General features: G+C 73.6%; 25 protein-coding genes. 17 read left to right on the top strand and 8 right to left on the bottom strand.

Annotated features, from left to right (window positions below):
- Positions 1–58: 58 nt before the first annotated feature.
- Positions 59–1,582, bottom strand: a complete 1,524-nt coding sequence (locus GA0074696_RS27595) for a GntT/GntP/DsdX family permease (protein WP_088963781.1) — start codon at positions 1,580–1,582, stop codon at positions 59–61.
- 48 nt (positions 1,583–1,630) lie between these two features.
- On the bottom strand, positions 1,631–3,169 hold the full coding sequence (locus GA0074696_RS27590) for a gluconokinase (RefSeq protein ID WP_231925173.1): 1,539 nt from the start codon (positions 3,167–3,169) through the stop codon (positions 1,631–1,633).
- A gap of 349 nt (positions 3,170–3,518) precedes the next feature.
- Here GA0074696_RS27590 and GA0074696_RS27585 point away from each other — a divergent pair, with 349 nt between their 5' ends.
- Positions 3,519–4,646, top strand: a complete 1,128-nt coding sequence (locus GA0074696_RS27585; RefSeq protein ID WP_088963779.1) for a hypothetical protein — start codon at positions 3,519–3,521, stop codon at positions 4,644–4,646.
- Here GA0074696_RS27585 and GA0074696_RS27580 read toward each other — a convergent pair.
- Positions 4,639–5,058: a VOC family protein gene (locus GA0074696_RS27580; protein WP_088963778.1), complete on the bottom strand. Its 420-nt coding sequence runs from the start codon at positions 5,056–5,058 to the stop codon at positions 4,639–4,641. The genes GA0074696_RS27585 and GA0074696_RS27580 overlap by 8 nt on opposite strands.
- A gap of 59 nt (positions 5,059–5,117) precedes the next feature.
- On the opposite strand from GA0074696_RS27580, the gene GA0074696_RS27575 reads away from it, so the two are divergent.
- Genes GA0074696_RS27575 through GA0074696_RS27560 form a run of 4 tightly spaced genes read left to right on the top strand, consistent with a single transcriptional unit; the run spans position 5,118 to position 8,000 of the window.
- On the top strand, positions 5,118–5,906 hold the full coding sequence (locus tag GA0074696_RS27575; RefSeq protein ID WP_088963777.1) for a PPOX class F420-dependent oxidoreductase: 789 nt from the start codon (positions 5,118–5,120) through the stop codon (positions 5,904–5,906).
- A gap of 39 nt (positions 5,907–5,945) precedes the next feature.
- Entirely contained in the window at positions 5,946–6,332 is a 387-nt protein-coding gene (gene yidD, locus GA0074696_RS32125) for a membrane protein insertion efficiency factor YidD (protein WP_231925172.1), read from the top strand.
- A gap of 42 nt (positions 6,333–6,374) precedes the next feature.
- The gene (locus GA0074696_RS27565) at positions 6,375–7,535 is read left to right on the top strand and encodes an aminoglycoside phosphotransferase family protein (protein WP_088963776.1); all 1,161 of its coding nucleotides are present in this window, start codon (positions 6,375–6,377) and stop codon (positions 7,533–7,535) included.
- 3 nt (positions 7,536–7,538) lie between these two features.
- The gene (locus GA0074696_RS27560) at positions 7,539–8,000 is read left to right on the top strand and encodes a WapI family immunity protein (RefSeq protein WP_088963775.1); all 462 of its coding nucleotides are present in this window, start codon (positions 7,539–7,541) and stop codon (positions 7,998–8,000) included.
- Positions 8,001–8,013: 13 nt separating this feature from the next.
- Here the strand turns inward: GA0074696_RS27560 and GA0074696_RS27555 are convergent, their stop codons facing one another.
- The gene (locus GA0074696_RS27555; RefSeq protein ID WP_088963774.1) at positions 8,014–8,382 is read right to left on the bottom strand and encodes a VOC family protein; all 369 of its coding nucleotides are present in this window, start codon (positions 8,380–8,382) and stop codon (positions 8,014–8,016) included.
- A gap of 171 nt (positions 8,383–8,553) precedes the next feature.
- Here GA0074696_RS27555 and GA0074696_RS27550 point away from each other — a divergent pair, with 171 nt between their 5' ends.
- The 5 genes from GA0074696_RS27550 (at position 8,554) to GA0074696_RS27530 (ending at position 14,590) form a co-directional block, all read left to right on the top strand.
- A complete protein-coding gene (locus GA0074696_RS27550) occupies positions 8,554–10,092 on the top strand; it encodes a fibronectin type III domain-containing protein (protein ID WP_157746132.1) in 1,539 nt (512 codons plus the stop codon).
- Between the two features lie 103 nt (positions 10,093–10,195).
- Positions 10,196–11,080 (top strand): LysR family transcriptional regulator, encoded by an 885-nt coding sequence (locus tag GA0074696_RS27545; protein WP_088963772.1) that lies wholly within the window; start codon positions 10,196–10,198, stop codon positions 11,078–11,080.
- Positions 11,077–11,955, top strand: coding sequence for a LysR family transcriptional regulator (locus tag GA0074696_RS27540; protein WP_088963771.1), 879 nt, complete (start codon positions 11,077–11,079; stop codon positions 11,953–11,955). The genes GA0074696_RS27545 and GA0074696_RS27540 overlap by 4 nt, the downstream gene beginning before the upstream one ends.
- A gap of 167 nt (positions 11,956–12,122) precedes the next feature.
- Positions 12,123–13,649, top strand: coding sequence for a long-chain-fatty-acid--CoA ligase (locus tag GA0074696_RS27535; protein ID WP_088963770.1), 1,527 nt, complete (start codon positions 12,123–12,125; stop codon positions 13,647–13,649).
- Between the two features lie 56 nt (positions 13,650–13,705).
- A complete protein-coding gene (locus GA0074696_RS27530; RefSeq protein WP_231925171.1) occupies positions 13,706–14,590 on the top strand; it encodes an SCO6745 family protein in 885 nt (294 codons plus the stop codon).
- 41 nt (positions 14,591–14,631) lie between these two features.
- Here GA0074696_RS27530 and GA0074696_RS27525 read toward each other — a convergent pair whose 3' ends face one another.
- The gene (locus GA0074696_RS27525; protein ID WP_088963768.1) at positions 14,632–15,291 is read right to left on the bottom strand and encodes a helix-turn-helix transcriptional regulator; all 660 of its coding nucleotides are present in this window, start codon (positions 15,289–15,291) and stop codon (positions 14,632–14,634) included.
- 144 nt (positions 15,292–15,435) lie between these two features.
- On the opposite strand from GA0074696_RS27525, the gene folE reads away from it, so the two are divergent.
- The 4 genes from folE (at position 15,436) to GA0074696_RS27505 (ending at position 19,318) form a co-directional block, all read left to right on the top strand.
- Positions 15,436–16,047 (top strand): GTP cyclohydrolase I FolE, encoded by a 612-nt coding sequence (gene folE / locus GA0074696_RS27520; RefSeq protein WP_088964848.1) that lies wholly within the window; start codon positions 15,436–15,438, stop codon positions 16,045–16,047.
- Between the two features lie 21 nt (positions 16,048–16,068).
- Complete coding sequence (locus GA0074696_RS27515) at positions 16,069–17,304, top strand: NAD(P)/FAD-dependent oxidoreductase (RefSeq protein WP_088963767.1); 1,236 nt, start codon at positions 16,069–16,071, stop codon at positions 17,302–17,304.
- A 100-nt stretch (positions 17,305–17,404) separates the two neighbouring features.
- Positions 17,405–17,911, top strand: a complete 507-nt coding sequence (locus tag GA0074696_RS27510; protein WP_231925170.1) for a DUF2231 domain-containing protein — start codon at positions 17,405–17,407, stop codon at positions 17,909–17,911.
- Between the two features lie 66 nt (positions 17,912–17,977).
- A complete protein-coding gene (locus GA0074696_RS27505; RefSeq protein WP_088963766.1) occupies positions 17,978–19,318 on the top strand; it encodes a nicotinate phosphoribosyltransferase in 1,341 nt (446 codons plus the stop codon).
- 85 nt (positions 19,319–19,403) lie between these two features.
- On the opposite strand, the gene GA0074696_RS27500 is transcribed toward GA0074696_RS27505, so the two are convergent.
- Complete coding sequence (locus tag GA0074696_RS27500) at positions 19,404–20,492, bottom strand: endonuclease/exonuclease/phosphatase family protein (protein WP_088963765.1); 1,089 nt, start codon at positions 20,490–20,492, stop codon at positions 19,404–19,406.
- A 387-nt stretch (positions 20,493–20,879) separates the two neighbouring features.
- Between GA0074696_RS27500 and GA0074696_RS27495 the strand changes: the two genes are divergently transcribed.
- From GA0074696_RS27495 to GA0074696_RS27490, 3 genes are all read left to right on the top strand, one after another.
- Positions 20,880–22,205: a hypothetical protein gene (locus tag GA0074696_RS27495; RefSeq protein ID WP_088963764.1), complete on the top strand. Its 1,326-nt coding sequence runs from the start codon at positions 20,880–20,882 to the stop codon at positions 22,203–22,205.
- Between the two features lie 163 nt (positions 22,206–22,368).
- Positions 22,369–22,539, top strand: coding sequence for a hypothetical protein (locus GA0074696_RS31020; protein WP_157746131.1), 171 nt, complete (start codon positions 22,369–22,371; stop codon positions 22,537–22,539).
- A gap of 79 nt (positions 22,540–22,618) precedes the next feature.
- Positions 22,619–23,512: a hypothetical protein gene (locus GA0074696_RS27490; RefSeq protein ID WP_088963763.1), complete on the top strand. Its 894-nt coding sequence runs from the start codon at positions 22,619–22,621 to the stop codon at positions 23,510–23,512.
- A gap of 141 nt (positions 23,513–23,653) precedes the next feature.
- Here the strand turns inward: GA0074696_RS27490 and GA0074696_RS27485 are convergent, their stop codons facing one another.
- On the bottom strand, positions 23,654–24,007 hold the full coding sequence (locus GA0074696_RS27485; protein ID WP_088963762.1) for a nitroreductase/quinone reductase family protein: 354 nt from the start codon (positions 24,005–24,007) through the stop codon (positions 23,654–23,656).
- A gap of 123 nt (positions 24,008–24,130) precedes the next feature.
- Positions 24,131–25,072 carry a MerR family transcriptional regulator gene (locus tag GA0074696_RS27480; RefSeq protein ID WP_088963761.1) on the bottom strand — a complete coding sequence of 314 codons (942 nt, stop codon included), beginning with the start codon at positions 25,070–25,072 and terminating at the stop codon, positions 24,131–24,133.
- Positions 25,073–25,134 lie beyond the last annotated feature (62 nt).

The raw sequence follows: 25,134 nt of genomic DNA, 5'->3' as shown, positions 1-25,134 counted from the left end.
GATGAGCCCTCTTTCCCAGAAAGTGCCGGCCCGGCTCGGGGCGGGGGTGGGTGGGGCGCTACAGGAGGAGGTCGAGGAGGAGGACGCCGAGGAAGCCGACCACCGAGATGATCGTCTCCATCACCGACCAGCTCTTGATGGTCTGTCCGACCGTCAGTCCGAAGTACTCCTTGACCAGCCAGAAACCCGCGTCGTTGACGTGCGAGAAGAACAGCGACCCGCAGCCGATGGCCAGCGCCAACAGCGCCACCTCCGGCCCCTGGAGGGTCTCCGCCAGCGGCGCGACGATGCCGGCGGCGGTGATGGTGGCGACGGTGGCCGAGCCGGTCGCCACCCGGATGCCGACGGCCACCAGCCAGCCCAGCAGCAGCGGCGAGAGGTTCGCGCCCTCGGCCGCGTCGGCGACCAGGTTCCCCACGCCGGCGTCGACCAGCACCTGCTTGAAACCGCCGCCGGCGGCGACGATCAGCAGGATGCCGGCGATCGGCGGCAGCGACCCGCCGAGGAAACCGGAGACCTGCGCGCGGCTGAAACCGGTCCGGTAGCCGAGGAAGATCATCGCGAAGATGACGCCGGCGAGCAGGGCGACGATCGGGGTGCCGACGATGTCCAGCGCCTTGCGGCCGGCGGTGCCCTTGTCCAGGGTCAGCTCGCCGATCGCCCGCAGCAGCATCAGCACCACCGGCAGCAGGACGGTGATGACCGCGGCCCACAGGGCCGGCGCGCGGCGCGCCCGCACCCGCTCGGTGGCGGCCTCGTCGATCGGCTCACCCGGGCGGCCGGCGCCCGGGTTGGCCAGGTCGTCCTCGGTGACCAGGTCGCCGTCGGCGTCGAGCGGGCCGCGACCGGTGGCCGCCGGACCCCGCCCGCCGGCGAGCGCGACCGGTCGCCGGGTGGGCAGCAACGCCTCCGGTGCGGTGGCGGGCACGTAGCGGGCGATGAAGTTGCCGAAGATCGGACCGGCGACGATCACCGTCGGGATGGCGACCAGCAGTCCCAGCGCGAGGGTCTGGCCGAGGTTGGCGCCCAGGGCGTCGATCGCGACCAGCGGGCCCGGGTGCGGCGGCACCAGGCCGTGCAGCACCGACAGGCCGGCCAGCGCCGGAATGCCGATCTTCATCAGCGGTACGTCGGTGCGCAACGAGACCAGCAGCACGATCGGCACCAGCAGCACGACGCCGACCTCGAAGAAGAGCGGCAGCCCGATGAGGGCGGCGACCCCGGCCATCGCCCAGGGCAGCGCCGTGCCGGAGACCCGGCCGACCACCCGTTCGACGATGCCGTCCGCGCCGCCGGATTCGGCGAGCAGGCCACCGATCATGGCCCCGAGCGCGATCAGCAGGCCGACCCCGCCCACTGTGGAGCCGACGCCGCCGCTGAACGAGGTGACGATCTTGTCCGGGGCGACGCCGGCGACCACGCCGAGCACCGCCGCGCCGAGGATCAGGGACAGGAACGGATGGACCTTGCCCCAGGCGATCAGGAGCACCACCGCGGCGATGCCCAGCAGGGCCGCGACGATCAGTTGGGCGTCACCGGCGTCGGTGAGCGGCTCGGCCGGTGCGGCGAGGAGAGTGGTCACGGTAATCACGACCTTCGGACGGCGTCCGGTCCCTTGCGGGACGGGCGATCACATGGGTGCGGGAGTGGGTGACGGCTCCGGCGGCAGGCTCGGAGCCAGCCGTCGCAGCGACGCGAAGGTCGGGACCAGCGCGTCGTACAGCTCGGAGAAGAGCGGGAGCAGCGCGGCGTAGGTGGCGGCGGCGGCCGGGTCGGGGGTTACCGTCTCGTCGATCTCCACCAGGTCGGCGGCGACGTCGATGGACGGGATCAGCCCGAGCGCCTGCATGCCGAGCAGTGCCGCGCCGAAGCTGGAACCCTCGTGCCCGGCGGGGAAACGCACCGGCATGCCGAGCGCGTCGGCGAGGATCTGCCGCCACAGCGGGCTGCGCGCGAAACCGCCGCTGGCCCGGATCTCGCGGACCTCGTTGCCGGCCGCCCGCACCGAGGCCAGCACCAGGGCGAGCTGCTGGCACACCCCCTCCAGCGCCGCCCGGATCAGGTGCTCGCGGCGGTGGCCGTGGGTCAGCCCCACGTACGCCCCGCGCGGCAGCGCGCTCCAGTGCGGCGCCCGCTCGCTGAGCAGGTACGGCAGCATGATCAGCCCACCGGAGCCGACCGGCGCCCGCTCGGCCAGCGCCAGCAGCTCCTCTTCGGAGTCCTCGCCCAGCTCCGGAGCCAGCGCGTCGCCGGCCCACTGGAGCACGATGCCGCCGTTGTTGATCGCGCCGCCGACCACCCAGCGGTCCTCGGTCAGCGCGTAGCAGAACACCCCGCCGAGCGGGTCGACGGCCGGCCGCTCGACGGCCACCCGCATCGCCCCGGAGGTGCCGATCGAGCAGGCCACCACGCCCGGCCGGACCGCCCCCAGGCCGAGGTTGGCCAGTGGGCCGTCGCCCGCGCCGACCACCAGCGGGGTGTCGGCGGGCAGTCCGGTCGCCACGGCCGCCTCGGCGGTGAGGCCCGGCAGCACCGTGGTGGTCGCGACGAGCTGCGGCAGCTGCTCCTCGACGATGCCGGCGATGCCCAGCGCCTGTGCGTCCCAGACCAGGTGGTGGATGTCCATCAGCCCGGTGGCCGAGGCCACCGAGTGGTCGGTCACCAGCGCGTCGGTCAGGCGCAGCAGCACGTAGTCCTTGATGCCGACCCAGTGCGCGACCCGCTCGAAGAGCATCGGCTCCTGCTCGGCGAACCAGACCAGCTTCGGCAGCGGCGCCATCGGGTGCACCGGCGTACCGGTACGCCGGTGCAGCGCGAGCCCCGGCGGGGCGGCCCGCAACCGCTCGGCCTGCGCGCTGGCCCGGGAATCCGCCCAGGTCACCGACGGGGTCAACGGGACGCCCTCGGCGTCCAGGCCGATCAGGCTGTGCATGGCGGTGCTGAACGACAGGCCCGCGACCGGCCCGGGCAGCTCACCGGCCACGGTACGGACGCACTCGACGACCGCCTCGAAGATGGTCAACGGGTCCTGTTCCGCCCAACCCGGGTGCGGCTCGTCCAGCGGATAGCCCACGGAATGGTGGGCGAGCTGCTCGCCTTCGGTGTCGTAGGCGACCACCTTGGTGCTGGTGGTGCCGATGTCGACGCCGAGCACGACCCTGTCGCTCACCGGGGATTCTTCGTTCGCGACTGCGGGGCTCGCAGAACCGGCTCGCTCCTCGCGCTCACCAATCCACCTCCGCATCACGATGCCGGGTGGCCCCGTCGCCGTCCGGCTGCGGCTGACGTTACCGAGGGTTTGGGCACCTCGCACGGCGCACGGGATGATCTCGCCTCGGCCGGCATCGGCGCCGGCCTGCCTCCGAGGCGAACGTGAATCGACGCGGCCACATCCACCAATCGCCCGGATTGGTCCGCCGATCGGGTGGTTCGCGCGGTTCGGCGTGTCCGCCGGACTCGCCGCCACCGTTGATCCGGATGACACCCCGGTTGGTGGCTCGCGCGGCGAAGGAGTCGGCGTGGCAGATACTGATTCGACGGGTTCCACCTGGCGTTACACCTGGGCGCGTAAGCAGAACGAGCGCCGGCAGCGGACATTCCGCGAAGCCGAGCGGGCGTGGCGACAGCGCGACGACGAGCTGCGGCGACTGCGTACCCTCGCCGTCGACCTGCACGGCTCGGTCGCCGCCGGCCACGGCCTGCCCCTGGAACTCGCCCCCGGCGAGGTGGTCTTCTGGGCACTGCCCGCCGCGCAACTGGTCGAGGTCCGGCACGCCACGGTGCTGCCCGCACCCGACCTGACCGTCGAGCCGCTGCCGGCGCCACTGCGCCACCGGCTCCCCGACGGCGTCCGGGCCACCGACGCCGGCGTGGCCCTGATCACCAACCGCCGACTGGTGCTGCTCGGCGGACGCGGCCGGCGCGACTGGGCGTACGGAAAGATGACCGGCCTGTCCCACGACCCGGCGGCCCCGGTGTCGCTGATCCAGGTCCTCGACCGGCGGCGCACCTGCGGCCTGCTGGTGCCGCCCACGGCGGCGGCCGACTTCCGGTTCACCCTCACCCTGGCCTTCGCCGACGCCATCGAGCAGCGCGCCGCGGTGATCGCGCAGCTCGACGAGCTGATCGCCGAACACGAGCAGACCCAGCCGTTCCGGCCGGCGATCGCCACCCCCGGGCAGGCCCGGCTCGCCGGGCGCATCCCCGGCGGCCGGCGCACCGTCGCCGTCGCCGCCGCGCTCGCCCTGGTCGTGCCCGCGGTCCTCTTCGAGTCCGACCCACCGGTCAGCCCCGGCTCCGACGTCGCCGTGGCCGCCACGCCGGTACCGGCGCGGGTGGCCGCGCCCCGCGCCGCCGCGCCCGCGCCGTCCGCCGCGGCGAAGCCCCGCCGCTCGCCGGCCGCACCCGCGCCGTCGGCCGAGCGGCGCTGCGGCGCCCCGACCAACCCCATGGGGTACGACTTCTGCGGCGGCGAGCGCGTCCGCCGGCCGGACCACCGGATCTGCGACTTTTTCGACTGCGTGCAGAACTTCTGGGCCGGGCGCGGCTACCTGGTGCAGTGCCGCGACGGCGCGGTCAGCCTCACCGGCGGGCGACGCGAGGCCTGCGCCGGCCACCGGGGGGTGCGGCGCACCGTGTTCAGCTGAAGTCGGGCAGGGTGAGCGTGCCGTCTTCGGCGAGCGGGAAGCCCGGGTTCCAGGCGATCTCCCAGACGTGACCGTCCGGGTCGGTGAAGAAGCCGGCGTAACCGCCGTAGAAGGTCTCCGCCGCCGGGCGGGTGATCCGCGCGCCGGCCCGCTCCGCCGTGGCCAGCACGGCGTTGACCTCGGCGCGGGAGCGGACGTTCTGCGCCAGCGTCAGGCAGCCCGGGCCGGTGTCCGGTACGCCCGCGTCGGCGGCCAGCTTCTCCCGGCCCCACAACACCAGGGCGAGACCACCGGCCTGGAAGAAGACGGTCTCCTCGACCTCCTGGCCCCGCCAGCCGAGGCGCTCGTAGAACGTCCGGGCGCGCGGGAGGTCGGCGACGCCGAGGGTGATCAGGCTGATCCGCTGTTCCATGCCCCGGACCGTACCGCCGGGGACCGTCACGTTCTCCCACGGCGTTCCGTCGAGTGAGCATGAGGAGCTTCGTCCGGGCCGCCTGCGCCCTGCTCGGGTTGACCGCACTGCTGGTCGGAGGGTGGGCGCTGCGCCGACCGGACGGTTTCGCCGAGGCGGTCGACTTTCCCGGCAGCCACCACTTCGTCCACGACGTCGGCGCGTTCCAACTGGGCATCGGGGTCACCCTGCTGCTCGCCGCGATCTGGGCCGACGCGCCCGCGGTCGCCCTGGCCGGATACCTCGCCGGAGCGCTCGCGCACACCGGAACCCACCTCGCCGACCGGCACCTCGGCGGCAGCGCCGGCCAGACCTGGCTGGTCGGGCTCTCCGCCGCGCTGGCGGCGGCGGCGCTGGTGGCCCGGTGGCGCGAACTCGGCGGGGTGCTCGGCACGGTCGAGGTCGACGCGGCACCGGGGTGGGCGCCGTTCACCCGACAGAAGACCGTGGTGCTGACCAGCTTCCGCCGCGACAGCACCCCGGTCGGCACGGCGGTGAGCATCGCCGTCGACGGCGAACGTGCGTACGTGCGCAGCTTCGAGCGGGCCGGCAAGACCCGGCGCATCCGCAACGGCCCCAGGGTCACCGTCGCCCCGTCCACCGCTCGCGGGCGAGCGACCGGCCCCGCCGTCGAGGCCACCGCGCGCCGGCTCACCGGCGACGAGGAGCGGCACGCCGCCCGGCTGCTGGTCCGCAAGTACCCCGTGCTGCACGGCGTGCTCGTCCCGCTGGCGCACCGCCTCGGGCGGCGGCGCACCGGCCGCACCGTCCACTTTGCCCTCACCACGCCGTCGGACCGACCGGCCTGACCAGCGCCCGGGTGGCGGGGCTGTCGCACCATGTACGGCGTGATCAACAGACTGTGGGGTCGGCGCACCGCCAAGAACAAGAACAAGCGCGACTGGGCCTACGCCGGCTGTGACGCCTGCGAGTGCGACGGTCCGAACTGCTGCGACCTCGGGCTCTTCTCCTTCCTGCTCACCCTTGGCGCCACTACCGCCCAGGTCAGCCGGGCGCCGGTCGTCGACCGGGCCGGCCGGGCCGCGATCCTCGGCTACCGGCGCTGGCTGTCGCACCGCTGGCCGGGCCAGTGCCGGTTCACCCCGACGTGCAGCGCGTACGGCCTCACTGCCGTCGAGCGGTACGGCCTGGCGGTCGGCGGGCGGATGGCGGCGGACCGGCTGCGCCGGTGCCGGCCCGCAGTGCCGCGCGGCACCCACGACCCGGTGCGATAACCGCTCGCCGCTGACCTCGCCCCGGCACTACCGTCGGCGACCGTGACCCGCACCGTGACCCTCGTCCTGGTCGACCCCGCCGGCCGGCTGCTCGGGGCACTGCCTCCGTACGAGGTGCCGACTCCCTGGTGGCAGGAGGTCGACGCGGTCGTCTGCGGTGCGCCCGTCGAGGTCGCGGTGCTGCGGCTGCTGTCCGGCGTCAGCGACCGGCCGGGGATCGGCGGCGCGGTGACGTACCTGGCCGAGGTGGCCGCCCCACCCGCCGTGCCGCTGCGACCGGTGGACCTGGAACTCCCGCCGCACCCGCTGCGCGCGCCCTACGCCGAGCCGGGCGGACCGGCCGCCACCGTCGGGTGGGCCACCGCCGCCCTCGACCGCCTCGGCCGGCCGGCGAAGGAGGTGGCGCAGCGGCGCACCTGGAACCTGTCGGCGATCTGGCGGCTCGACGGTCCGCACGGCCCGGCCTGGCTCAAGCAGGTACCCGGCTTCTTCCGGCACGAGGCGGCGGTGCTGCGCCGGCTCGGCGCGGTCACGCCCGGCCTGGTGCCGCCGCTGCTCGCCGCGGGCGACGACGGGCGGATGCTGCTCGACCACGTGCCGGGGGAGGACCGCTACGGGGCGGACCCGGCCGAACGCGACGCCATCGCCGCCGACCAGCACGCCCTCCAGATGCGCGCGCTGCCCCTCACCGACGACCTGGTGGCGGCCGGGGTGCCCGACCTGCGCGGCGCCGCCCTGGCCCGCTGGATCCGCGCCGCGCTCGCCCCGCACCACGCCGACACCGTGCTGGACGGGCTGGAGGAGCGGCTGGCGCAGGCCCGGCGGTGTGGCATGCCGGACACCCTGGTGCACGGCGACCTGCACCCCGGCAACGTCCGCAGCGACGGTGACCGGCGGGTCATCATCGACTGGGGCGACTCGTTCGTCGGGCACCCGGCCTTCGACATCCTGGTACTGACCATCGGGCTTCCTGCCGACGCCTCGGACGCGCTGGTGGCCGCCTGGTGCGCCCGGTGGCGGGCCGACGCGCCCGGCTGCGAGCCGGAACGGGCCGTGGAGCTGCTGCGGCCGGTCGCGGCGCTGCGGTCGGCGGCCGTGTACGCGGCCTTCCTCGCCGGGATCGAGCCGAGCGAGCGGGTGTACCACGACGCCGACGTGCCGCACTGGCTGTCGCAGGCCGTCACCCTGCTCGGGCGGGGCTGAGCCGTGGAGATCCGATCGGACGACGGTGCGTGGCTGCGCCTCCGACCGACCGGCTACCAGGGGCCGCCGCCGGAGACTCCCGACGATGACGACTGGCTGTTCGTCGCCGCCGAGGTGCGTACCGCAGGCGGCCGCGCCTGGTCCTGGCGGCAGCCGTGTATGACCACGGAGGAGGCAGTGGACCTCGCGGGGTGGCTGCGGCGGCAGGGTGTGGCGGATTTCGGTGACCGCGCCGCCTGGCACGCGGTGGAGCCGAACTTGAGCTTCCAGTCGCTGGTCACCGGCGTGGGACGGGTCGAGCTGACCGCCGTCTTCTCCTACGAGTCGCTGCCGCCGTGGATCGAACGGCCGCCGCTGGCCCAGGTGTATCCCGTGCCGTTGCGGGTCTCCGCCGCGCAGGTGCTGACCGCCGCCGACCAGTGGGAGCGCGCGGTGCGCGCGTACCCGAGGCGGGATCCCGGCTAGGCCGCCGGCCTCGTCACTCCGGGGCGTGGCAGACGGCCTCGACGTTGTTGCCGTCCGGGTCGCGGACGAACGCGCCGAAGTAGGTCGGGTGGTACTCCGGCCAGAGCCGGGGCGCGTGCAGCACCTCGGCGCCGGCGGCGACCGCGGCGTCGTGGAACGCCTGCACGGCGGCGCGATCCGGCGCCGTGAAGGCGATGTGCGCCTCGTGAGCCGCACCCGGGGACGTCATGGGGCTGAGCCAGAAGTCCGGCCGGTCGACGCCGTAGCCGAGCACGTCGCCGAACTCCATCAGCCGGCGCGCGCTCAACGCGGCGAGGACGGCGTCGTAGAACGCGGCGCTGGCGGACACGTCACGGCACTGGATGCCCAGGTGGTCGAGCATGGGAACGGCCTCCTTCGACTGTGGTCAGCGAAAGGCTAGGGCTCGGCTGTGACACTTCGGCGAGCGCCGATCAGCCCAGCCGGCCACGCTACGGCTGGCCCGCCGCACGAGCGGGCAGTGTCGCGATAGGAACGATCGGCGGCGGCGCGGGTGCAGGGGTACAGTCCGGACATGTTGCGGCTCGCTGTCGCCCTCGTGGCATTGACGACGAATGTCGTGCTTCCTGGCGGTCCCGTGCAAGCGGCGGCCACGGGAACACTGGTCAGCTCGGGAGAGAGCATCCAGGCCGCCCTCGACGCGGCTCCGGCTGGCGGCACGGTCCTGGTCGAACCAGGGACGTACCTGGAGAATCTGACGTTCCGCGGCAAGGACGTGACGCTGAAGTCGACCGGCGGCCCGAGCGTGACCCTGCTCGACGGCGGAGGCGTCGCCCCGGCGGTGCGGTTCACCGGCGGGGAGACCCGCGCGGCGCGGGTCGAAGGGTTCACCATCCGGCACGGCGGCAGGGGGCCGGCGGAGTGGCCCTACCCGGAAGGGGCGGTGTGGTCCTGGTACGCCGACCCGTCAATCGTCGGCAACGTGGTGGAACAGACGCGGCTCTGCGGCGGCGGCGCGATCTACGCGGAGTTCAGTGCGCCGCTGATCGAGAACAACATCATCCGCGACAACGCCGTGGATGGCTGCTACTACCCGTACGGCGGCGGCATCAGCATCCAGGGGGACGACAACCCGGGCATCCCGCTGATTCGCGGCAACACCATCGAGCGCAACAAGCAGCACAACGGCGGCGGCATCGGGCTCTACGCCGCAGGCCGGGTGCGGATCGAGCACAACATCATCCGTGACAACGAGGCCATCGGGGGCGAGGGCGGCGGGATCGCCCTGGTGAACGCGAACGCCGTCGAGTTGGTCGGCAACCTCATCGAAGGCAACAACAAGGCCGCCATCGGTGGTTCGCTGCCGTCCTCCCTGCCCGGTGAAGGGCTCGGCCTCAACGTCGTCAACAACACCATCGTCAGCGGCGGCGGGCCCGCCATCGACCTGTGGTACGCAGCGCCGGTGCAGATCGCCGGCAGCGCGCTGGTCGCCGGAGCGGGCTCGCCGGTGCTGCGGTGTCGCGGCCCGCTGCCGGACCCGTGGGGCATGACGGACAGCCTGGTCTGGAACGGCAGGTCCGCGCCACTCTACGAGGGCGAGTCCGGACCGTGCGGCGTCGCCCCGGGCGCCGGCGGCGTCGTGGACGCCGACCCGGCCTTCGTGGCCGCCGGCTCCGATTTCCGGGTACGCCCCGAGTCCGCTGCCGTCGACGCCGGCTACCCGGTGGGCGACTACTGGCTCACCGCGACCGACCTGGCCGGCGCCCCGCGCGTCACCGACGGCAACGGCGACGGCGTCGCCCGCATCGACATGGGCGCCTACGAGACGGGCCCGGGCGGCACCAGCCCACCCGGTGCGCCCGAGGCCCTGCAGCTGCGCAAGTCGGGCTCGTCGATCACCGCCCGCTGGTCACCGCCCGCCTACAACGGCGGCGCTGCCGTGACCGGCTACGAGGTCACCCTCGAACCGGGCGGCCGGTTCCTCACGCTGCCCGCCGGCACCACGACTGCCACCTTCTCCGGCCTGTCCCGCAAGACCACCTACACCGTCACGGTGCGGGCCGTCAACAGTGCCGGGGCCGGCGCGGCGGCCACCGCCTCCATCCGGTTGTAGCGGCGCGGCGGTGGGGAGGAACGATCACGGCAGGGAGCACTGCGCGGTGACCTACCGGTAACATCCGTGCTGACCGGGCCCTAGCTGAGTCATCGGGAACGCATTGGACGTCAGGCAGGTCTCCTACTTCCTCGCGGTAGCCGAGCACGGTGGCTTCAGTCGGGCGGCCTCGGCCCTCGACGTCGCCCAGCCGACGCTGTCGCAGTCGATGCGCGCGCTCGAACGCGAACTCGGCGCCGAGCTGTTCCACCGGGTCCCGCACGGGTTGGTGCTCTCCTACGCGGGCAGGGCCTTCGTCGGCCCGGCCCGGCAGATGCTGCGTGGCATCACCGCCGCCCGCGAGGCGGTGGGGTCGCGCGCCCGAGCCACGCCCGCCCTCGACCTGGTCGCCGTGCCCGTGCTGGCGGCCTACCCGGGAGCCTCCCTGGTCGGCTCCTTCCGGCGCGAGAAACCGCACATCGTCGTCCACATCGACGAGCCGGAGACCGACGACGGCCTGCACATCCTCGTCCGGGACGGGCACAGCGAGCTGGGCCTGACCCACCTGCCCCTGCCGCACCTCGGGCTCCACGTGGTCGAACTCGGCGTGCAGGAGCTGTGGTTGGCGTTCCCGCCCGGCACCGACGTCGGCCCGGGTGACGCCGTGCCGCTGGCCCGGCTGCACGGCGCCGACGTCCTCGGGGTGCCGCGTGGGAACTGGCAACGGGACGACGTCGAGCGGGCGCTGCGCGATCAGGGCGTCCGCACCCGGCTGGTGGTCGAGGTGGCGCATCCGGAGGCGCTCGCGCCGCTCGTCCTCGGCGGCGCCGGCGCCGCCTTCCTGGTGCGGGAGACCGCGCACGCGGCCGCCTCGCTCGGCGCCGTCGTGCGCCCGGTCGACCCGCCGCTGCGGCAGGCGTACGGGCTGGTGCACCGGCCCGGTCCACTGTCGCCGGCCGCCCGCGCGTTCGTGGCGCACGCCCGCACCAGGTGCCGGGCGGGGCGATGACGGTCGACCTGCGCCAGCTGGAGTACTTCCTCGCCGTCGTCGACCACGGCGGCGTCACCCGCGCGGCCGCGGCCATCCGCATCGCCCAGCCCTCCCTGTCCCAGGCGATCCGGGGGCTGGAACGCGAACTCGGCATCGAGCTGTTCCACCGCACCGGGCGCGGCCTGGTCCTCACCGTCGGCGGCGAGGCGCTGGTCGCCCCGGCCCGGCAGGTCCTTCAGGACGCCACCGCCGCCCGGGCCGCCGTCGCCGACGTGGTGAACCTGCGCACCGGGCGGCTCGACATCGCCGCGCACGCCGCACTGACCGTCGACCCCCTCACCCCGGCGATCGCCACCCTGCGGCGACGCTTCCCCGGCCTCGCGGTGCGCGTGCTGGAGCCCCGCGACGACGAGGACCTGGCCCGGCTCGTCCGCGACGGAAGCTGCGAGCTGGCTCTGACGTACCTGCCCATCCCCGACCTTCGGCTGCCCGTGCGGGAGTTGGGCGCGCAGCAGGTGTGGGCGGTGCTGCCGCCCGGCACGCCCGCTCCGGACGGGCCGCTGCCGCTGGGGGCGCTCCAGGACACCCCGGTGATCGACATCCAGGGGCACAGCGCGCTGCGCGCGACGGTCCTGGCCGCGCTCGCCACGGCCGGTGTGCGGATGCGGCGCGCGGCGGTGACCCGGCACCGCGAGGCCGTCGTACCCATGGTGCTGGCCCAGGCCGGCGCCGCGTTCCTGACCCGGTGGTACGCCGACGAGGCGGCCCGCGGCGGGGCCGTCGTGCGGGCGCTGGACCCACCGGTGGTCTGCCGGTTCGCGCTGGTCCACCGGTCCGGGCGGTTGTCGCCGGCCGCCCAGGCGCTGCTGGAACTGCTGCCCGGGCCGGAGTAGACCGGCGACGCGGTGCCGCCGTGGGTGCGCGCCGCCCCCATAGCCGCCGCCTATGGGGCGGGTGACGGCTCGTCTTTGATTTCGCCGGCCCGCCGGTCTTCGATCAGTGGACCCCCACCCCGCGTCCGGTCCGCGACGCCGCCCCTCCCCTTCGACAGCGAGGAACCATGGCCCAACTGTCGCTGGCTACCGTCCTGGCCGAGTCCGCCCGCCGCCGACCCGCGCACCCCGCGATCGTCTGCGGCGACGAACGGGTCACGTACGCGGAGCTGTGGGCGCAGACCCGGGGCTACGCCGCGGCGCTGGCCGAGCGGGGGGTACGCCCCGGTGACCATGTCGCGCTGATGGCCGCGAACGTGCCGGACTTCCCGCGCGCCTACTACGCGATCCTCTCGCTCGGCGCGGTCGTGGTGCCGATCCACCTGCTGTTGACCGCTGAGGAGGTGGCGTTCGTCCTGCGCGACAGCCACGCCCGTGCCCTGGTGCACGGCGGCGGTGATCCGGCGACGGCCGTGAAGGCGGCGGAGCTGGCCGGGGTGCCGGCGGTCCCGCTGGATCCGGCCGATCCGGACTCGCTGGCCGCGGCGGCCGCTCGGCTGGCGCCGCGGGCGGGGCTGGTGCCGACCGCGCCGGACGACCCCGCCGTGGTGCTCTACACCAGCGGCACCACGGGTCGGCCGAAGGGGGCGGTGCTGACCCATTTCAACCTGACGATGAACGCCACCGTCAACGCCTTCGACGACCTCGGGGTACGCCGCGACGACGTGCTCCTCGGCTGCCTGCCGCTGTTCCACAGCTTCGGGCAGACCGCCGCGATGAACACCGCGTTCCGCGCCGCCGCCACGCTCGTGCTCCAGCCGCGCTTCGATCCGGTCCAGGCGTTGGAGCTGATGGTCGCGCACGGCGTGACGGCGTTCCTCGGCGTGCCCACCATGTACATCGCGCTGCTCGACGCGGCCCGCCGGGGCGCACCGCGCCCGTCGCTGCGGCTGTGTGTCTCCGGCGGCGCGTCGCTGCCGCTCAGCGTGCTGGACGAGGTCGCGGCGACGTTCACGACGACCGTCTACGAGGGCTACGGCCTGTCCGAGACCTCCCCGGTGGCCACCACCAACCAGCCGACCTTCGGCGCGCGGCCGGGCACCGTCGGCTGTCCCATCTGGGGCGTCGACGTCGAGGTGGCCCGGGCCGACCGGGAGGACCACGTCGAACTGCTCCCGCCGGGCGAGGTCGGCGAGATCGTCATCCGTGGGCACAACGTCTTCGCCGGCTACCTCGGCCAGCCACGGGCGACCGCGGAGGTCCTCCGGGACGGCTGGTTCCGCACGGGCGACCTCGGCACGAGGGACGAGGCCGGCTTCGTCACGATCGTCGACCGGAAGAAGGACCTCATCATCCGGGGCGGATTCAACGTCTACCCGCGGGAGGTCGAGGAGGCGCTGCTGCGCCACCCGGCGATCGGGCAGGTGGCGGTGGTCGGCGTACCCCATCCGACGCACGGCGAAGAGGTCTGCGCGGTGATCATCCCGGCGGCGGAGGTGACCGCCGACGAGATCATCGAATGGGCGCGCGAGCACGTGGGCCGCCACAAGTACCCGCGGCGGGTGGAGTTCGTCGACGAGTTCCCGTTGGGTCCGAGCATGAAGGTCCTCAAGCGGGAGCTACGGTGGCGCTTCGCGCAGGACCGGACCCCCTGACCCGTGCTGAAGACCCCGCAGGTGACCGTCGTCGAACAGTGATGCAAGGAGTTGCAGTGGCCCGATCCCCCCTCGACCCCGCCATCGCCCGCGCCGCGTGGCGCCGAGCCGAACCGATCCACGCCATGATCTATTTCGCCCCCGAGGCGCGGCAACGGTACGACGCGCTGGGTCTGGACGGCCTGACGGGCTACTTCGCGTCCCGGTCGGCCGCGTTCGGTGCGGTGCCGGCCGAGCCGGTCATCGCGACGTTCTTCAACTTCAAGCCCGCACTGGTACGCGTGGCGCTGCCCGCCGCGTGGGAGCGCGCCGACCCGGCGAGCGTGCTGCGCGCCCGCCTGGACGCCGCGGCCGCGGCCCTGAGCCGGGCCTTCTCGGCTCTGGAGGGCGCAGCCGATGCCGTCGCCGAGGCGGCCGAGCTGGCCCGCCGGGCCGCCGAGTCGGCGTGCGAGCAGCTGCCCGGACGTCCGCTCTTCGCCGCCCACGCGGCGCTGCCGTGGCCGGACGAGCCGCACCTGGTGCTGTGGCACGCGCAGACGCTGCTGCGCGAGTTCCGCGGCGACGGGCACGTGAACGCCCTCGTCGTCGCGGGCGTCACCGGCCTCGACGCGCTCGTGCTGCACGCCGCGACCGGTGACGTACCGGTGCGGTTCCTGCTCCGCAGTCGCGGCTGGACCAGCGACGAGTGGGCCGCGGCGGTGGACGGGCTGCGGTCCCGCGGCCTGCTGGCCGCCGGTGACGCCGACGACCTGGCCCTCACCGACGCGGGCCGGGAGCTGCGACAGTCGGTCGAGGACCGGACCGACGCTCTCGCCGAACCGGCCTACCGGGTGCTAGGCGAGGACGGGTGTGCGCGGCTCGCGGAAGCGGCGCGGCCGCTCAGCCGCGCCGTCGTCGACGCCGGGCTGCTGAACCTGAAGGCCACACCCACCGCGGGATGACCGCGGCCGCCGGTGCGGTGGAGCGGGTACGACCGCGGTGGCTACTTCGCCGCGCCTGAGGTGTTCAACTCCACGCAGCAGGCACCGGGGCGGGGGGCCAGGCGGGCGTCGACATCGGCGGCGCCGAGCCCTTCGAGCAGGCCGGTGAGGAAGGCGTGGTTCAGCCCGCAGACCAGTGCGGTGTGCCGGGTGGCCAGGGCGTGGAACGGGCAGTTGCGCAGTAGCACCCGCCGCTGCGCGTCGGGCCGCGGCTCGAATCCGAGGCCGCCCAGCGCCGACAGGACGTCGCACCCGTCCTCGGCCAGTCCGGCGCCCAGGCTGCGGCCGCGCTGCCCGGCGAGCCGACGCGCGGCGTCGTCGGCGTGGGCCGGGTCGTCGACGACCGCGTCGGCGAGGATCTCGGCGATCAGTTCGTAGCGGCGTTCCGGGATCGTGACGGCGAGACCGTCCCCTGCCGGCTCGTACACCTTGGGGCTGCGGCCCCGGCCTCTCGGCTGGTCGGGTGGGGCCTGATAGCGGGCCCGCAGCAGGCCGGCGTCGACGAGCTTGTCCAGGTGGAAGGCGGCCAGCCCGCGGGTGATCCCGGTGGCGTCGGCGGCCTCCTCGCGAGTGACGGGGTGGTCCTGATGGCGCACGTGGTCGTACAGCGCGCGCCGGGACGGATCGGCGAGCGCGGCTACGGCTGTCCATCGGTCCGGCATCCCACCGAGATTATCACCAGCGCCGGCTATTGAAATTCTGCCGCGCCGGGTACAGCATGAATAACAACAACGTTGGTTGGCGAAAACGGGTGGGTGGTCCACATGGGACTGATGGGCCGAGCGTCCACCACCCACCGTCCGTCGATGGGAGTCGAAGTGGCCCTCAGTCCGCTACAGGTCGACCGGCGGCCAGCCACCAGGGACCTGGTCGCCGCCGAACAGGCCGCGGCCGCCTTCCTGGCGGCACTCGGCGTGAACCTCGACGCCGACGGGCTGGCCGAAACGCCGGGCCGGATGGCCCGCGCCTACGCCGAACTGCTCACCCCGCGCGAGTTCCGGCTCACCACCTTCGCCAACGACGAGGGCTACGACGAGCTCGTCGTCGCCCGGTCCATCCCGATCCGCTCGGTGTGCGAGCACCACCTGCTGCCGTTCATCGGCGTCGCCCACGTCGGGTACCTGCCCGGCGAGCGGATCCTCGGGCTGTCCAAACTCGCCCGGGTGGCGGAACTCTTCGCCCACGGCCCGCAGGTCCAGGAACGGCTGACCAAGCAGATCGCCGACTGGCTCACCGCCCACCTGCGCCCGAGAGGCGTCGGGGTGGTCGTCGAGGCGCAACACCTGTGCATGACCCTGCGTGGGGTGCAGGCGGTCGGCGCCACCACCATCACCTCCACGCTGCTCGGCGCGCTGCGCGACGACTCGCGCTCCCGCGCCGAGTTCTTCACCCTCACCGGAGTCGGCGCCCGCGCCTGACACGTCCCGCTAGGAGAATCCGTGACCCAGCAGCGTCCGTTCGTGATCGTCGGGGCCGGGCTGGCCGGAGCCAGAGCCGCGCAGACCCTCCGCGAGGAGGGATTCGACGGCAGGATCGTCCTGTTCGGCGAGGAGACCGAGCGCCCGTACGAACGGCCGGCACTGTCCAAGGGCCTGCTGCTGCGCACCAGCGAGCGCGACAGCGTCTACGTGCACGACGCCGGCTGGTACGTCGACCACGACGTCGACCTGCGTACCGGCACCCGGGTCACCGCCCTCGACCGCCGGTCCCGGCAGGTCACGGTGGCCGACGGGCAGCGCTTCCACTACGACAGGCTGCTGCTGGCCACCGGGTCACGGGCCCGGACCCTGCCGGTTCCCGGCGCGCACCTCGACGGCGTGCTGCGGCTGCGTACCCTCGCCGACAGCGACCGCATCTCCGAAGCCCTCGTCGACGGGGCGAACGTCGTCATCGTCGGCGCCGGCTGGATCGGCCTGGAAGTGGCGGCCGCCGCGCGCACCCGCGGCGCCACCGTCACCGTCGTCGAGACCGCCGACCTGCCCCTGCAGAACGTCCTCGGCGACCAGCTCGCCACCGTCTTCGCCGACCTGCACCGCGCCCACGGGGTCACCTTCCACTTCGGCACCCAGGTCCACGAGTTCCAGGGGTCGAACCGGGTCAGCGCGGTGCTGCTCGCCGACGGCACGGTCCTGCCCGCCGACCTCGTCGTCGTCGGCGTCGGCGTCCAGCCCAACACCGAACTCGCCGAACAGGCCGGCCTCGCTGTCGACAACGGGGTCCTCGTCGACGACACCCTGCGTACCAGCGATCCGGACATCTGGGCCGCCGGCGACCTGGCCAACGCCCAGCACCCGATGCTGGGCACCCGGGTGCGGGTCGAGCACTGGGCGAACGCCCTGCACTCCGGTCCCGCCGCCGCCCGCGGCATGCTCGGTCAGGCCGTCAGCTACGACCGGCTGCCCTACTTCTACACCGACCAGTACGAGCTGGGCATGGAGTACACCGGCCACGCCCCGCCCGGCTCCTACGACCGCATCGTCGTCCGCGGCGAGCTCACCAGCGGCGAGTTCATCGCGTTCTGGACGGCGCAGGGGCGGGTGCTGGCGGGCATGAACGTCAACGTCTGGGAGGTGACCGGCCCGATCGGGGAGCTGATCCGCTCCCGGCAGCCCGTCGACCTCGACCGCCTGGCCGATCCCACCGTCGCCCTCGACAGTCTGATCCGTCGGGGGTGAGCGGACCCGGGCGAGGTGGCCGGCGACGACGTGTTCATCGCCGGTAGGTGTACCAGCGACCCGAAGGGGTACCCGCGCCGGACATATCCCCTCAGATAGGGTGGTCGCGGTGGAAAGTCGAGCCAAGGCGATGGGCCACGGGATCCATCCCATGATGATCGTGTTCCCGCTGGGGCTGTTCGCCACAGCGGTGATCTTCGACGTCCTGTATCTGATCACGGACCGCGCTGGATTCCAGATCTCCGCCGGGTACATCATCGGCGCCGGCGTCATCGGCGGTCTCGTCGCCGCGGTCTTCGGGTTCACCGACTGGCGGGCCATCCCGTCCGGTACCCGCGCCAAGCGCGTCGGCGCGATCCACGGCAGCGGCAACGTCGTCGTCGTGCTGCTGTTCGCGGTGAGCTGGTTGGCACGGGCGTCCGCGGAGAACTGGGAGCCGAACGCCCTGGCCCTGATCTGCAGCTTCGCGGGCATCATCCTGTCCGGGATGACGGCCTGGCTCGGCGGCGAACTGGTCGAGCGGCTGGGCATCAGTGTCAGCGACGGCGCCGGCGTCAACGCGCCGAGTTCCCTGTCCCACCGTCCCGCGCGCGGCGCCCGCTCCTGACCCGACGGCACGGCATCCCGGGATGCCACCGGCCCGTCGACCGTGCCTCGTGCCGATGGAGGAACCGTGACCGGGTTGCGTACCGACCTGTACGAGCTGCGGATGGCGGCCAGCTACCTGCGCCGGGACATGGCCGAGCGCGCCACGTTCAGCCTGTTCGTCCGCCGCCTACCGCCGCAGCGCGGCTTCCTGGTGGCCGCCGGGCTGGCCGAGGCGCTGGCGTTCCTGGAGAGCTTCGCGTTCGACGAGGGCGAACTCGGCTACCTGCGCGACACCGTCGGGCTCGACGAAGCGACGCTGGCGGCGCTCGCGGGGCTGCGGTTCACCGGTGACGTGTGGGCCGTACCGGAGGGCCGCGTGGTGTTCGCCGACGAACCGCTGCTGGAGGTCACCGCGCCGATCGCCGAGGCGCAGCTGGTGGAGACCGGCGTGCTGAACCTGATCACCTTTCACACCACGGTGGCCAGCAAGGCCGCCCGATGCCGCCTCGCCGCCGGCGACGCGCAGCTGGTCGACTTCGCGTTCCGCCGCACGCACGGGATCGAGGCCGGCGCGGCCGTGGCGCGGGCGTCCGCGATCGCCGGCTTCGCCGCGACCAGCGACGTCGAGGCCGCTCGACGCTACGGGCTGCTGCCGTCCGGGACGATGGCCCACTCGTACGTCGAGGCGTTCCCCGACGAGCGCGCCGCATTCCGCGCGTTCGCGACCGACTTCCCGACGAACCCGGTGTTTCTCGTCGACACCTACGACACGCCCGCCGGAGTGCGCGCCGCCGTCGAGGTCATCGCGCAGCTGGGACTGACCGGCCCGATGGGCGTGCGGCTCGACTCCGGAGATCTCGCCGCGCTGGCCGTGCAGACCCGCGCGATCCTCGACGAGGCCGGGCTGACCCAGGCCCAGATCGTGGCCAGCGGCAGCCTCGACGAGGACGTCATCGCGGCGCTTGTCGCCGCGGGCGCACCGATCGACGCGTACGGCGTCGGCACCCGGATGGGCGTCTCCTTCGACGCGCCGTCCCTGGACAGCGCCTACAAGCTGGTGGCCGTCGGCGACCGGCCGGTGCTCAAGCTGTCGCCCGGCAAGGCCACCCTGCCCGGTCCCAAGCAGGTCTTCCGCGATCCCACCAGCGCCAACGGCGACGTCGTGGGGCTGCGCGACGAGCCCCCACCGGGCGACCGCGAGCCGCTGCTCGTGCCGGTCATGCGCGGCGGCCGTCGCCTGGCCGCCGCCGACCCGGCCGGTGAGGTACGCGCCGCGCGCGGTCGGTTCGACGCGGACCTCGCCTGGCTACCGGAGCCGGCGCGCCGGCTGGCGGACCCGGTGCCGCTCACCGCCACCGTCAGCCCGGCCCTCGCCGCGCTGCACGAGCGGGTGGCCGCGCAGGTGGCGCGGGGCGGGACCTACTGACAGCCGGGCCGCTCACGCTGTGGCGCGCTGCGCCAGTGGCAACTCCGGGCTGGCGCGTCGACGCCAGCCCGGAGCAACGATCGCCTTACTGCAGGGCCAGGACGGCCAGGTAGCCGAGGTGGTCCGATGCCCACCGTCCGTCGGGGGTCTGCCGCTCGTTGCCGAAGATGAGGGCCGAGACGGGTACGAGCGCACCCCGGAACAGGACCATGTCGATGCGGTGTTCGACGGCGTCGGCGGGTTGGTTCAGGTCGTCGCCCAGACCCGCGGTGTAGCCGGGTAGATCAGGGTGCAGGATCTCCCACGTGTCCTGCATCCCGCCCGCCATCAGCGCCGCGTAGGCGAGCCGGTTCTCGGCGACGGGCAGGTCGGGGCCGGTGTTGAGGTCACCGGCGAGGATGACGTCTCCCGGCGCGGTGGCCAGCGGCCCGGCCAGCAGTTCGCGCGCCTGCAGCACCCGGACACCGGGGTGGAAGGCCTCCAGGTGGGTGTTCACGAACCGGAACGGCCGTTGCCCGTGCACCACGTCCACCGCGGTCCAACCGCGGGTGCTGGTCACGGTCCCGCCCGTTGCGGCGAGCGTGAAGGTGAGGTTGTTGGCGAAGGTGCCGGACGAGGAGTCGGTTACCTTCACCCGGCCGCCGTGGCGCACCAGGATCACGTCGCGCATCGTGAGCCGTACGTCGAGGAAGTGCGGCCCGCCCGCGGGCGCCTCCAGATCCGCCTCGGCCTGTACGACCGCGACGTCGTAGGGGTGACCGGAGCGGCTCAGCTCGCCCATGAGCAGCGCCAGGTAGTCGTACCGAACCTCGGTGGCGGGTGCGGGGTCAGCGAACGTGCCGGTGCGCCACAGGGCGACCTCCTGCAGGCCGACCAGGTCCGGCTTGTTCTCGGTGATCTCCTGGGCGAGCAGCTTCGCCCGGGCGGGAAAGTTCACCAGGCCGACGTGGCTGAACAGCGCGGAGTTCGCGGCCAGGAACGCGCCCGTGGTCGGCGCGCCGATGGACGGCGTCAGGTCGCCACCCAGGTAGAGGTTGCGGGTCATCACGGTGACTTTGGACTGTCCCTGGGCATGAACGGGCGCGCCGAAAATGCCGAGGCTGACCAGTGCGATGGCGGCGGCAAGGGTGATTCTCGCCGCTCGCCAGCGGGAGGTGGTGGGTGTCGGGAGCATCCTCTTCGATCCTCTCTCCCGGCGACTACGCCGGCGTCGGACGTGAGATCGATCCGGTGGTGCGGATGGGGACGCGTAAGGCGGCGTCGCGACCTGTCGGCGGGGCGCGGCCTGAGGCGGTGCGTGCACCGTATCGCCGCGCGGCGGGCGGGGACAGCCGTGGATATCGGCGGTTCGGTCCCACCCGCCAACCGGTACGGGTACTCGACGCTGACGTCGGCGTCCGCGTCGAGCAGGCGCGGTGGAGGTGTGGGGCGGCCGCACCGCGTGATCCGACGCCACCTCCACGAATCGGCCCCCACGGAACCAGCCGAACCGGTCGGCGGCTACGGCGTGTCCTGCGCCGCCGCGCGCGGTTGTACCGGGTGGACGCGGAACCCCTTCGCGATGAGAGGCGACCCGGTGGCGACGGACGGGACGGCTGTGGGCTGGCGGGCCCGTTGGGTAACCCGAGAGAACGAGCGGCGGCGCACGGCGTACGAGGGTGCCGCCGAGGCGTGGCGTCGACGCGACAACGAGCTACGGCAGTTCTGCGCCCGGGCCGAGGAACCCGAGCAGCCGGCGGAGACGCCGGTGGGGCTGCCCGTGGACCTGGACGACGACGAGGTCGTGGCCACTGTGCACCCCGGGGTGGAACTCCTCGAGGTGACGGCCCGGCACGCCGCCGGCCTGCCCGCGCCGGAGCTGACCGTCGTTCCCGTGGCGCACCCGGTCCGGTCACCCGGACTGACGAAGGGCATCGCGGTGGTCGACGCCGGCATGGCGGTGGTGACCGACCGGCGGCTGATCCTCATCGGGCGCCAGGGTGTCCGGGAGTGGCCGTACCCGCAGCTCACCGGGGTGGCACACCATCCGGAGGAGCCGTTCACCCTGCTGCACGAGCACGGCGCGGGCCGGATTCGGGGAGTACGGGTGCCGCCGACGGCCGCGTCCGCCTTCCGGCTGCGACTCACCGTCGCGTACGCCGACGCCGTCGGGGAGCGGAGTGCGCTGCTGGACCGGCTCGACGAGGCGGTGGTGGCGCACTGGCGTACCCAACCGGCGGCACCGACGCCGGCCACGCCCGCCGAAGCTCCGGCCGCCGCCCGCCTCGCCCTTCCGGCGCTGGTCGCCGCCGTCGCGGTGCTGATGGCCCTGGCGGGGGTCGTGGGCGCGGTCCGGTGGTCCGGGGCGGACCGGCCGGTGGTCGGGATGGACATCGGCGGCCGCCCCGGCGCGGCCTCGACCGACCCGGACGAACCCTCACCGTCCACCGCCATCGGTGCGCCGCCAAGCTCCACCGCTCCCACCGCCGGTCCGCAGCCGGACGCCACCACCGCGCCCGGCACGTCCGGCCCCGGTACGGCACTGGTGCCCGGATCCGGGCCGGTCACCTCGCCGGGCCCGACCGATGGCGCCTCGCCCACCAGGCCCTCCGGGCGGCCGTCGGCCAGCAGCACCGGCGGCGGCCCGAGCCCGTCCACCGGCTCGCCGAGTCCGACCTCGGTGGACCGCTGCGGCGCACCGGAGAACCCGTACGGCTACAACTACTGTGGCGGCTCCTACATCGACGACCCGGCCGCGGACGTCTGCGACTGGTTCGACTGCGTGGACACGTTCTGGAACGGCAAGGGCTACCTGGTGCAGTGCGAGGACGGCCTGGTCAGCATGACCGGCGTACCGGGCGGGCCGTGCGCCGACCACGGTGGCACCCGACGCCCGGGCTACGTCTGACCGCGGCGGTGGCGCTGGTTGACGGCGCGGGCTGTCGGAGCTGGGCCGTGCTCGTTGAGGCCAGAACGTGACCAACAGCACCACCACCCGGTCCGTTGACCCTCGTTGGGCTCCGCAGCGATGGCACGCAGAGCGGCTGGCCATGGGCGAGGGGGATCGAGTGATGGATGATCGGGCGGAGTGGGACGACCTGCGCGAGCGCCGGGTGGCGGAGCCGGGGGCCGTCGAGGCGTACGAGGCGGCCCGAATCGCGTTCGAGCTGGGCCGGACGGCGCGGCAGCTGCGGGATCGCGCCGGCCGGATGGGGCTCCGTCGAAGGGCGGCCCGCCCCTGAACACCTCTCGATGCCGGGAGACGTGCTGGGGAACCGCAACGGGCCGGCGGACGTCGAAGGGGCGCGGAGGTGAGCGGGGATGGCCGGACGGCGCTGGCTGGTATGCGTGATCGCGGTGGCCGTCCTCGGTGGCTGCGCGACCGGCAGCGGACCCGGCGGGGATGACCTGGACCGGTTGCGCCGGCAGGCGCGCGACGCCCTGACCCGGTATGACCAGGCGGTCCTCGCCGCCGGTGGGGCGCAGGCCTTCGTGCCGGTCGGAGAGCTGACCGGCCAGCTCGGCGACTGGGAACAGGCGAACGGCGACAACAACAAGCAGGCGTTGCTGACCGGCCGGATCGTCCCCGCCACGGCGCTGCCCGCCCTCGGGCAACCGACGGGGAAGGTGGTCTGGGAGAACGGCAGGACGCAACCCGTTCCTCTGGCGTCGGCCGAGGAGGCACTCGCCCAGGTGAGAGCGGCGGGCGTCGGGGACTGCTCCGGGTGCGTACCCCTGGAGGTCACCGCCGCGCGCCTGACCACGGTGCGGATTCCCACCACGCGCGGCCCGGCGGCGGTCCCGGCCTGGGAGTACACCCTCAAGGGCACGGCGGTGCGGCTGACCCGGATCGCGGTCGCCCGCGCGGGTGCCGTCGTGGTGACGCCACCGGCCTGGGGTCCCGAGTACCCGCGCGGTGGGCTGGCGATCGAGTCGGCGACCGGGAGCACAACGAGCGGGCGGTTGGTCGTCGCCTTCACCGGCTCCCCGGGCCCGGGAAGCCAGCCGTGCGGCGTCGACTACAGCGCGGAGGCCGCCGAGTCGGCCAACGCCGTCGTCGTGATCGTCATCGAGCACCGCCACGGCGACGGCGAGTCGTGCGGGGATGTCGGAGCACGCCGGACCGCCACCGCGGAGCTGGCGCGACCGCTGGGGGAGCGGGCGGTGCTCGAGGTGCAGCAGGGCCTGCCGGTCGCCGTCACGATCACCAGCTGATCCGCTCCGCGCCCGCCAGCCCACCCACCATGGTGGACGCGAAGGCGTGGGCGGCCGCTACGGCTCCTGCCCCGACCGAGCGGGCAGAAAGCAGCCGGTCTACGGGACGGCGCTCCACGGTGGCCCCGCCGGGCCGGCGGCTTACCCGAGCGCGACCTGAACGGCGACGTCGCGCTTCGGGTAGTGCGCCTCCACCTGATCCGCGCCGTACTTGTCGCGGAACATCTCCACGACGTGGTTGACCCGGTCGGCGTCGGTGATCGGAGTGGCGCTGGTGCTCAAGGCCGTGCCGTTCGAGGCCACCTGGATGAACGGTGTCTGACGTACGTTCTTGTACCAGTCGCTGTCCGAGCCGGTGATCGGGACCAGGAACAGGCTCTCCTCCTCCTGCACGAACCACACCGGGTGCGAAATCTGCCGCCCGGTCTTCCGGCCGGTCACGGTGAGGTCGATCTCGCTGACGCCCTCCAGGGCGTCCCTGATGGCTTTGGTCACGGTGTCCTCCGTCGATCCTGCCGGAAGTGGTCCCGCCTCCCAGGCTATGAGCCTTGGCGGGCGCTCGCTGCGGATCCGGGACACCGGCGGTACCACCTGTCACGGGCGCCTCACGGTGGATGGTCACGCGTGGGGTGTCCGGACGCGCAGGGCTTCGATGAACCAGTCGAGCGCCGGTGCCAGGCTCTCCGGGGCAGGCCAGCCGTTGATCACCGAGAGTAGCTGGAGGTACCGCTCCCTGCGCGGGTCGTTCGCGGTCTGCAGCTGGATCAACAGCCGGTGCCGAAGGTCGACGTCGTCGGGGCGACCACAGACCTGCGCGTATTGAGCCGTGGCTGCCGCGACGACCGGATCAGCCTGGGGCGAGGCCGGGTCGACGCCGGCTGCCAGGGCCGGGTCGACCTGGTCACGGACCACCGCGGCCGCGTCGCGGCGCACGCCACGGCTGTCGCTCTCGGCGCGCTCGGCCGCATACTGCTCGGCCATGCGCCGCATGCTGGCGCGGAAATCCGGGTCCCGGGACAGTTCGGCCAACTCCATCCACGCCTCGACCTGCTCGGCCTCGGGATTGTCGGGCAGCTCGGGCGTCATCGAACGCATGATCCCCACGAATGCGGGATCGGCGTTCACACCGCCGAAGACGGTGTCGAGGAACTCCCCGATCAGGCGCCGCCGTTCAGTCTCGGAGAGCTTGGCCAGCCGGTGCATGAGATCCATCTCCTCAGGGGTTGACCCGCGCCTGGCCACCGCCGTCAGCACCGCGCGCCGCAGGCGCAGCATCCGGATCTGCACCGCCAGCGCGTCGGCGTGCGCGGCGGCGACCTCGGGAAGCGGAACCTCCCGGTCCACGACCTTCCGGATCGTGGCAAGGTCCAGTCCCAGCTCGCGCAGCGTCCGCACCAGGTCCAGCCGGGCGACGGCGTCGATCCCGTAGCGGCGGTAGCCGGTCGGGCTGCGGTCGGTCGGCGGCACGATCCCGCGGTCGGAGTAGAACCGGATGGCCTTGACCGTCAGCCCGGTCCGCCGAGCCAGATCACCGATCGAGTAGAGCGTCTCGCCGTCCATGCCCTCAGCCTCGCGCCTCCCCCTACGGGAGACTCAAGCCCCTCGCCTTTTCGTGCGCCCGA

Source organism: Micromonospora purpureochromogenes (assembly GCF_900091515.1).
Lineage (GTDB): Bacteria > Actinomycetota > Actinomycetes > Mycobacteriales > Micromonosporaceae > Micromonospora > Micromonospora purpureochromogenes.
Note: the sequence above shows the minus strand (reverse complement) of the source record. Positions and strands in the feature narration are given on the sequence as shown.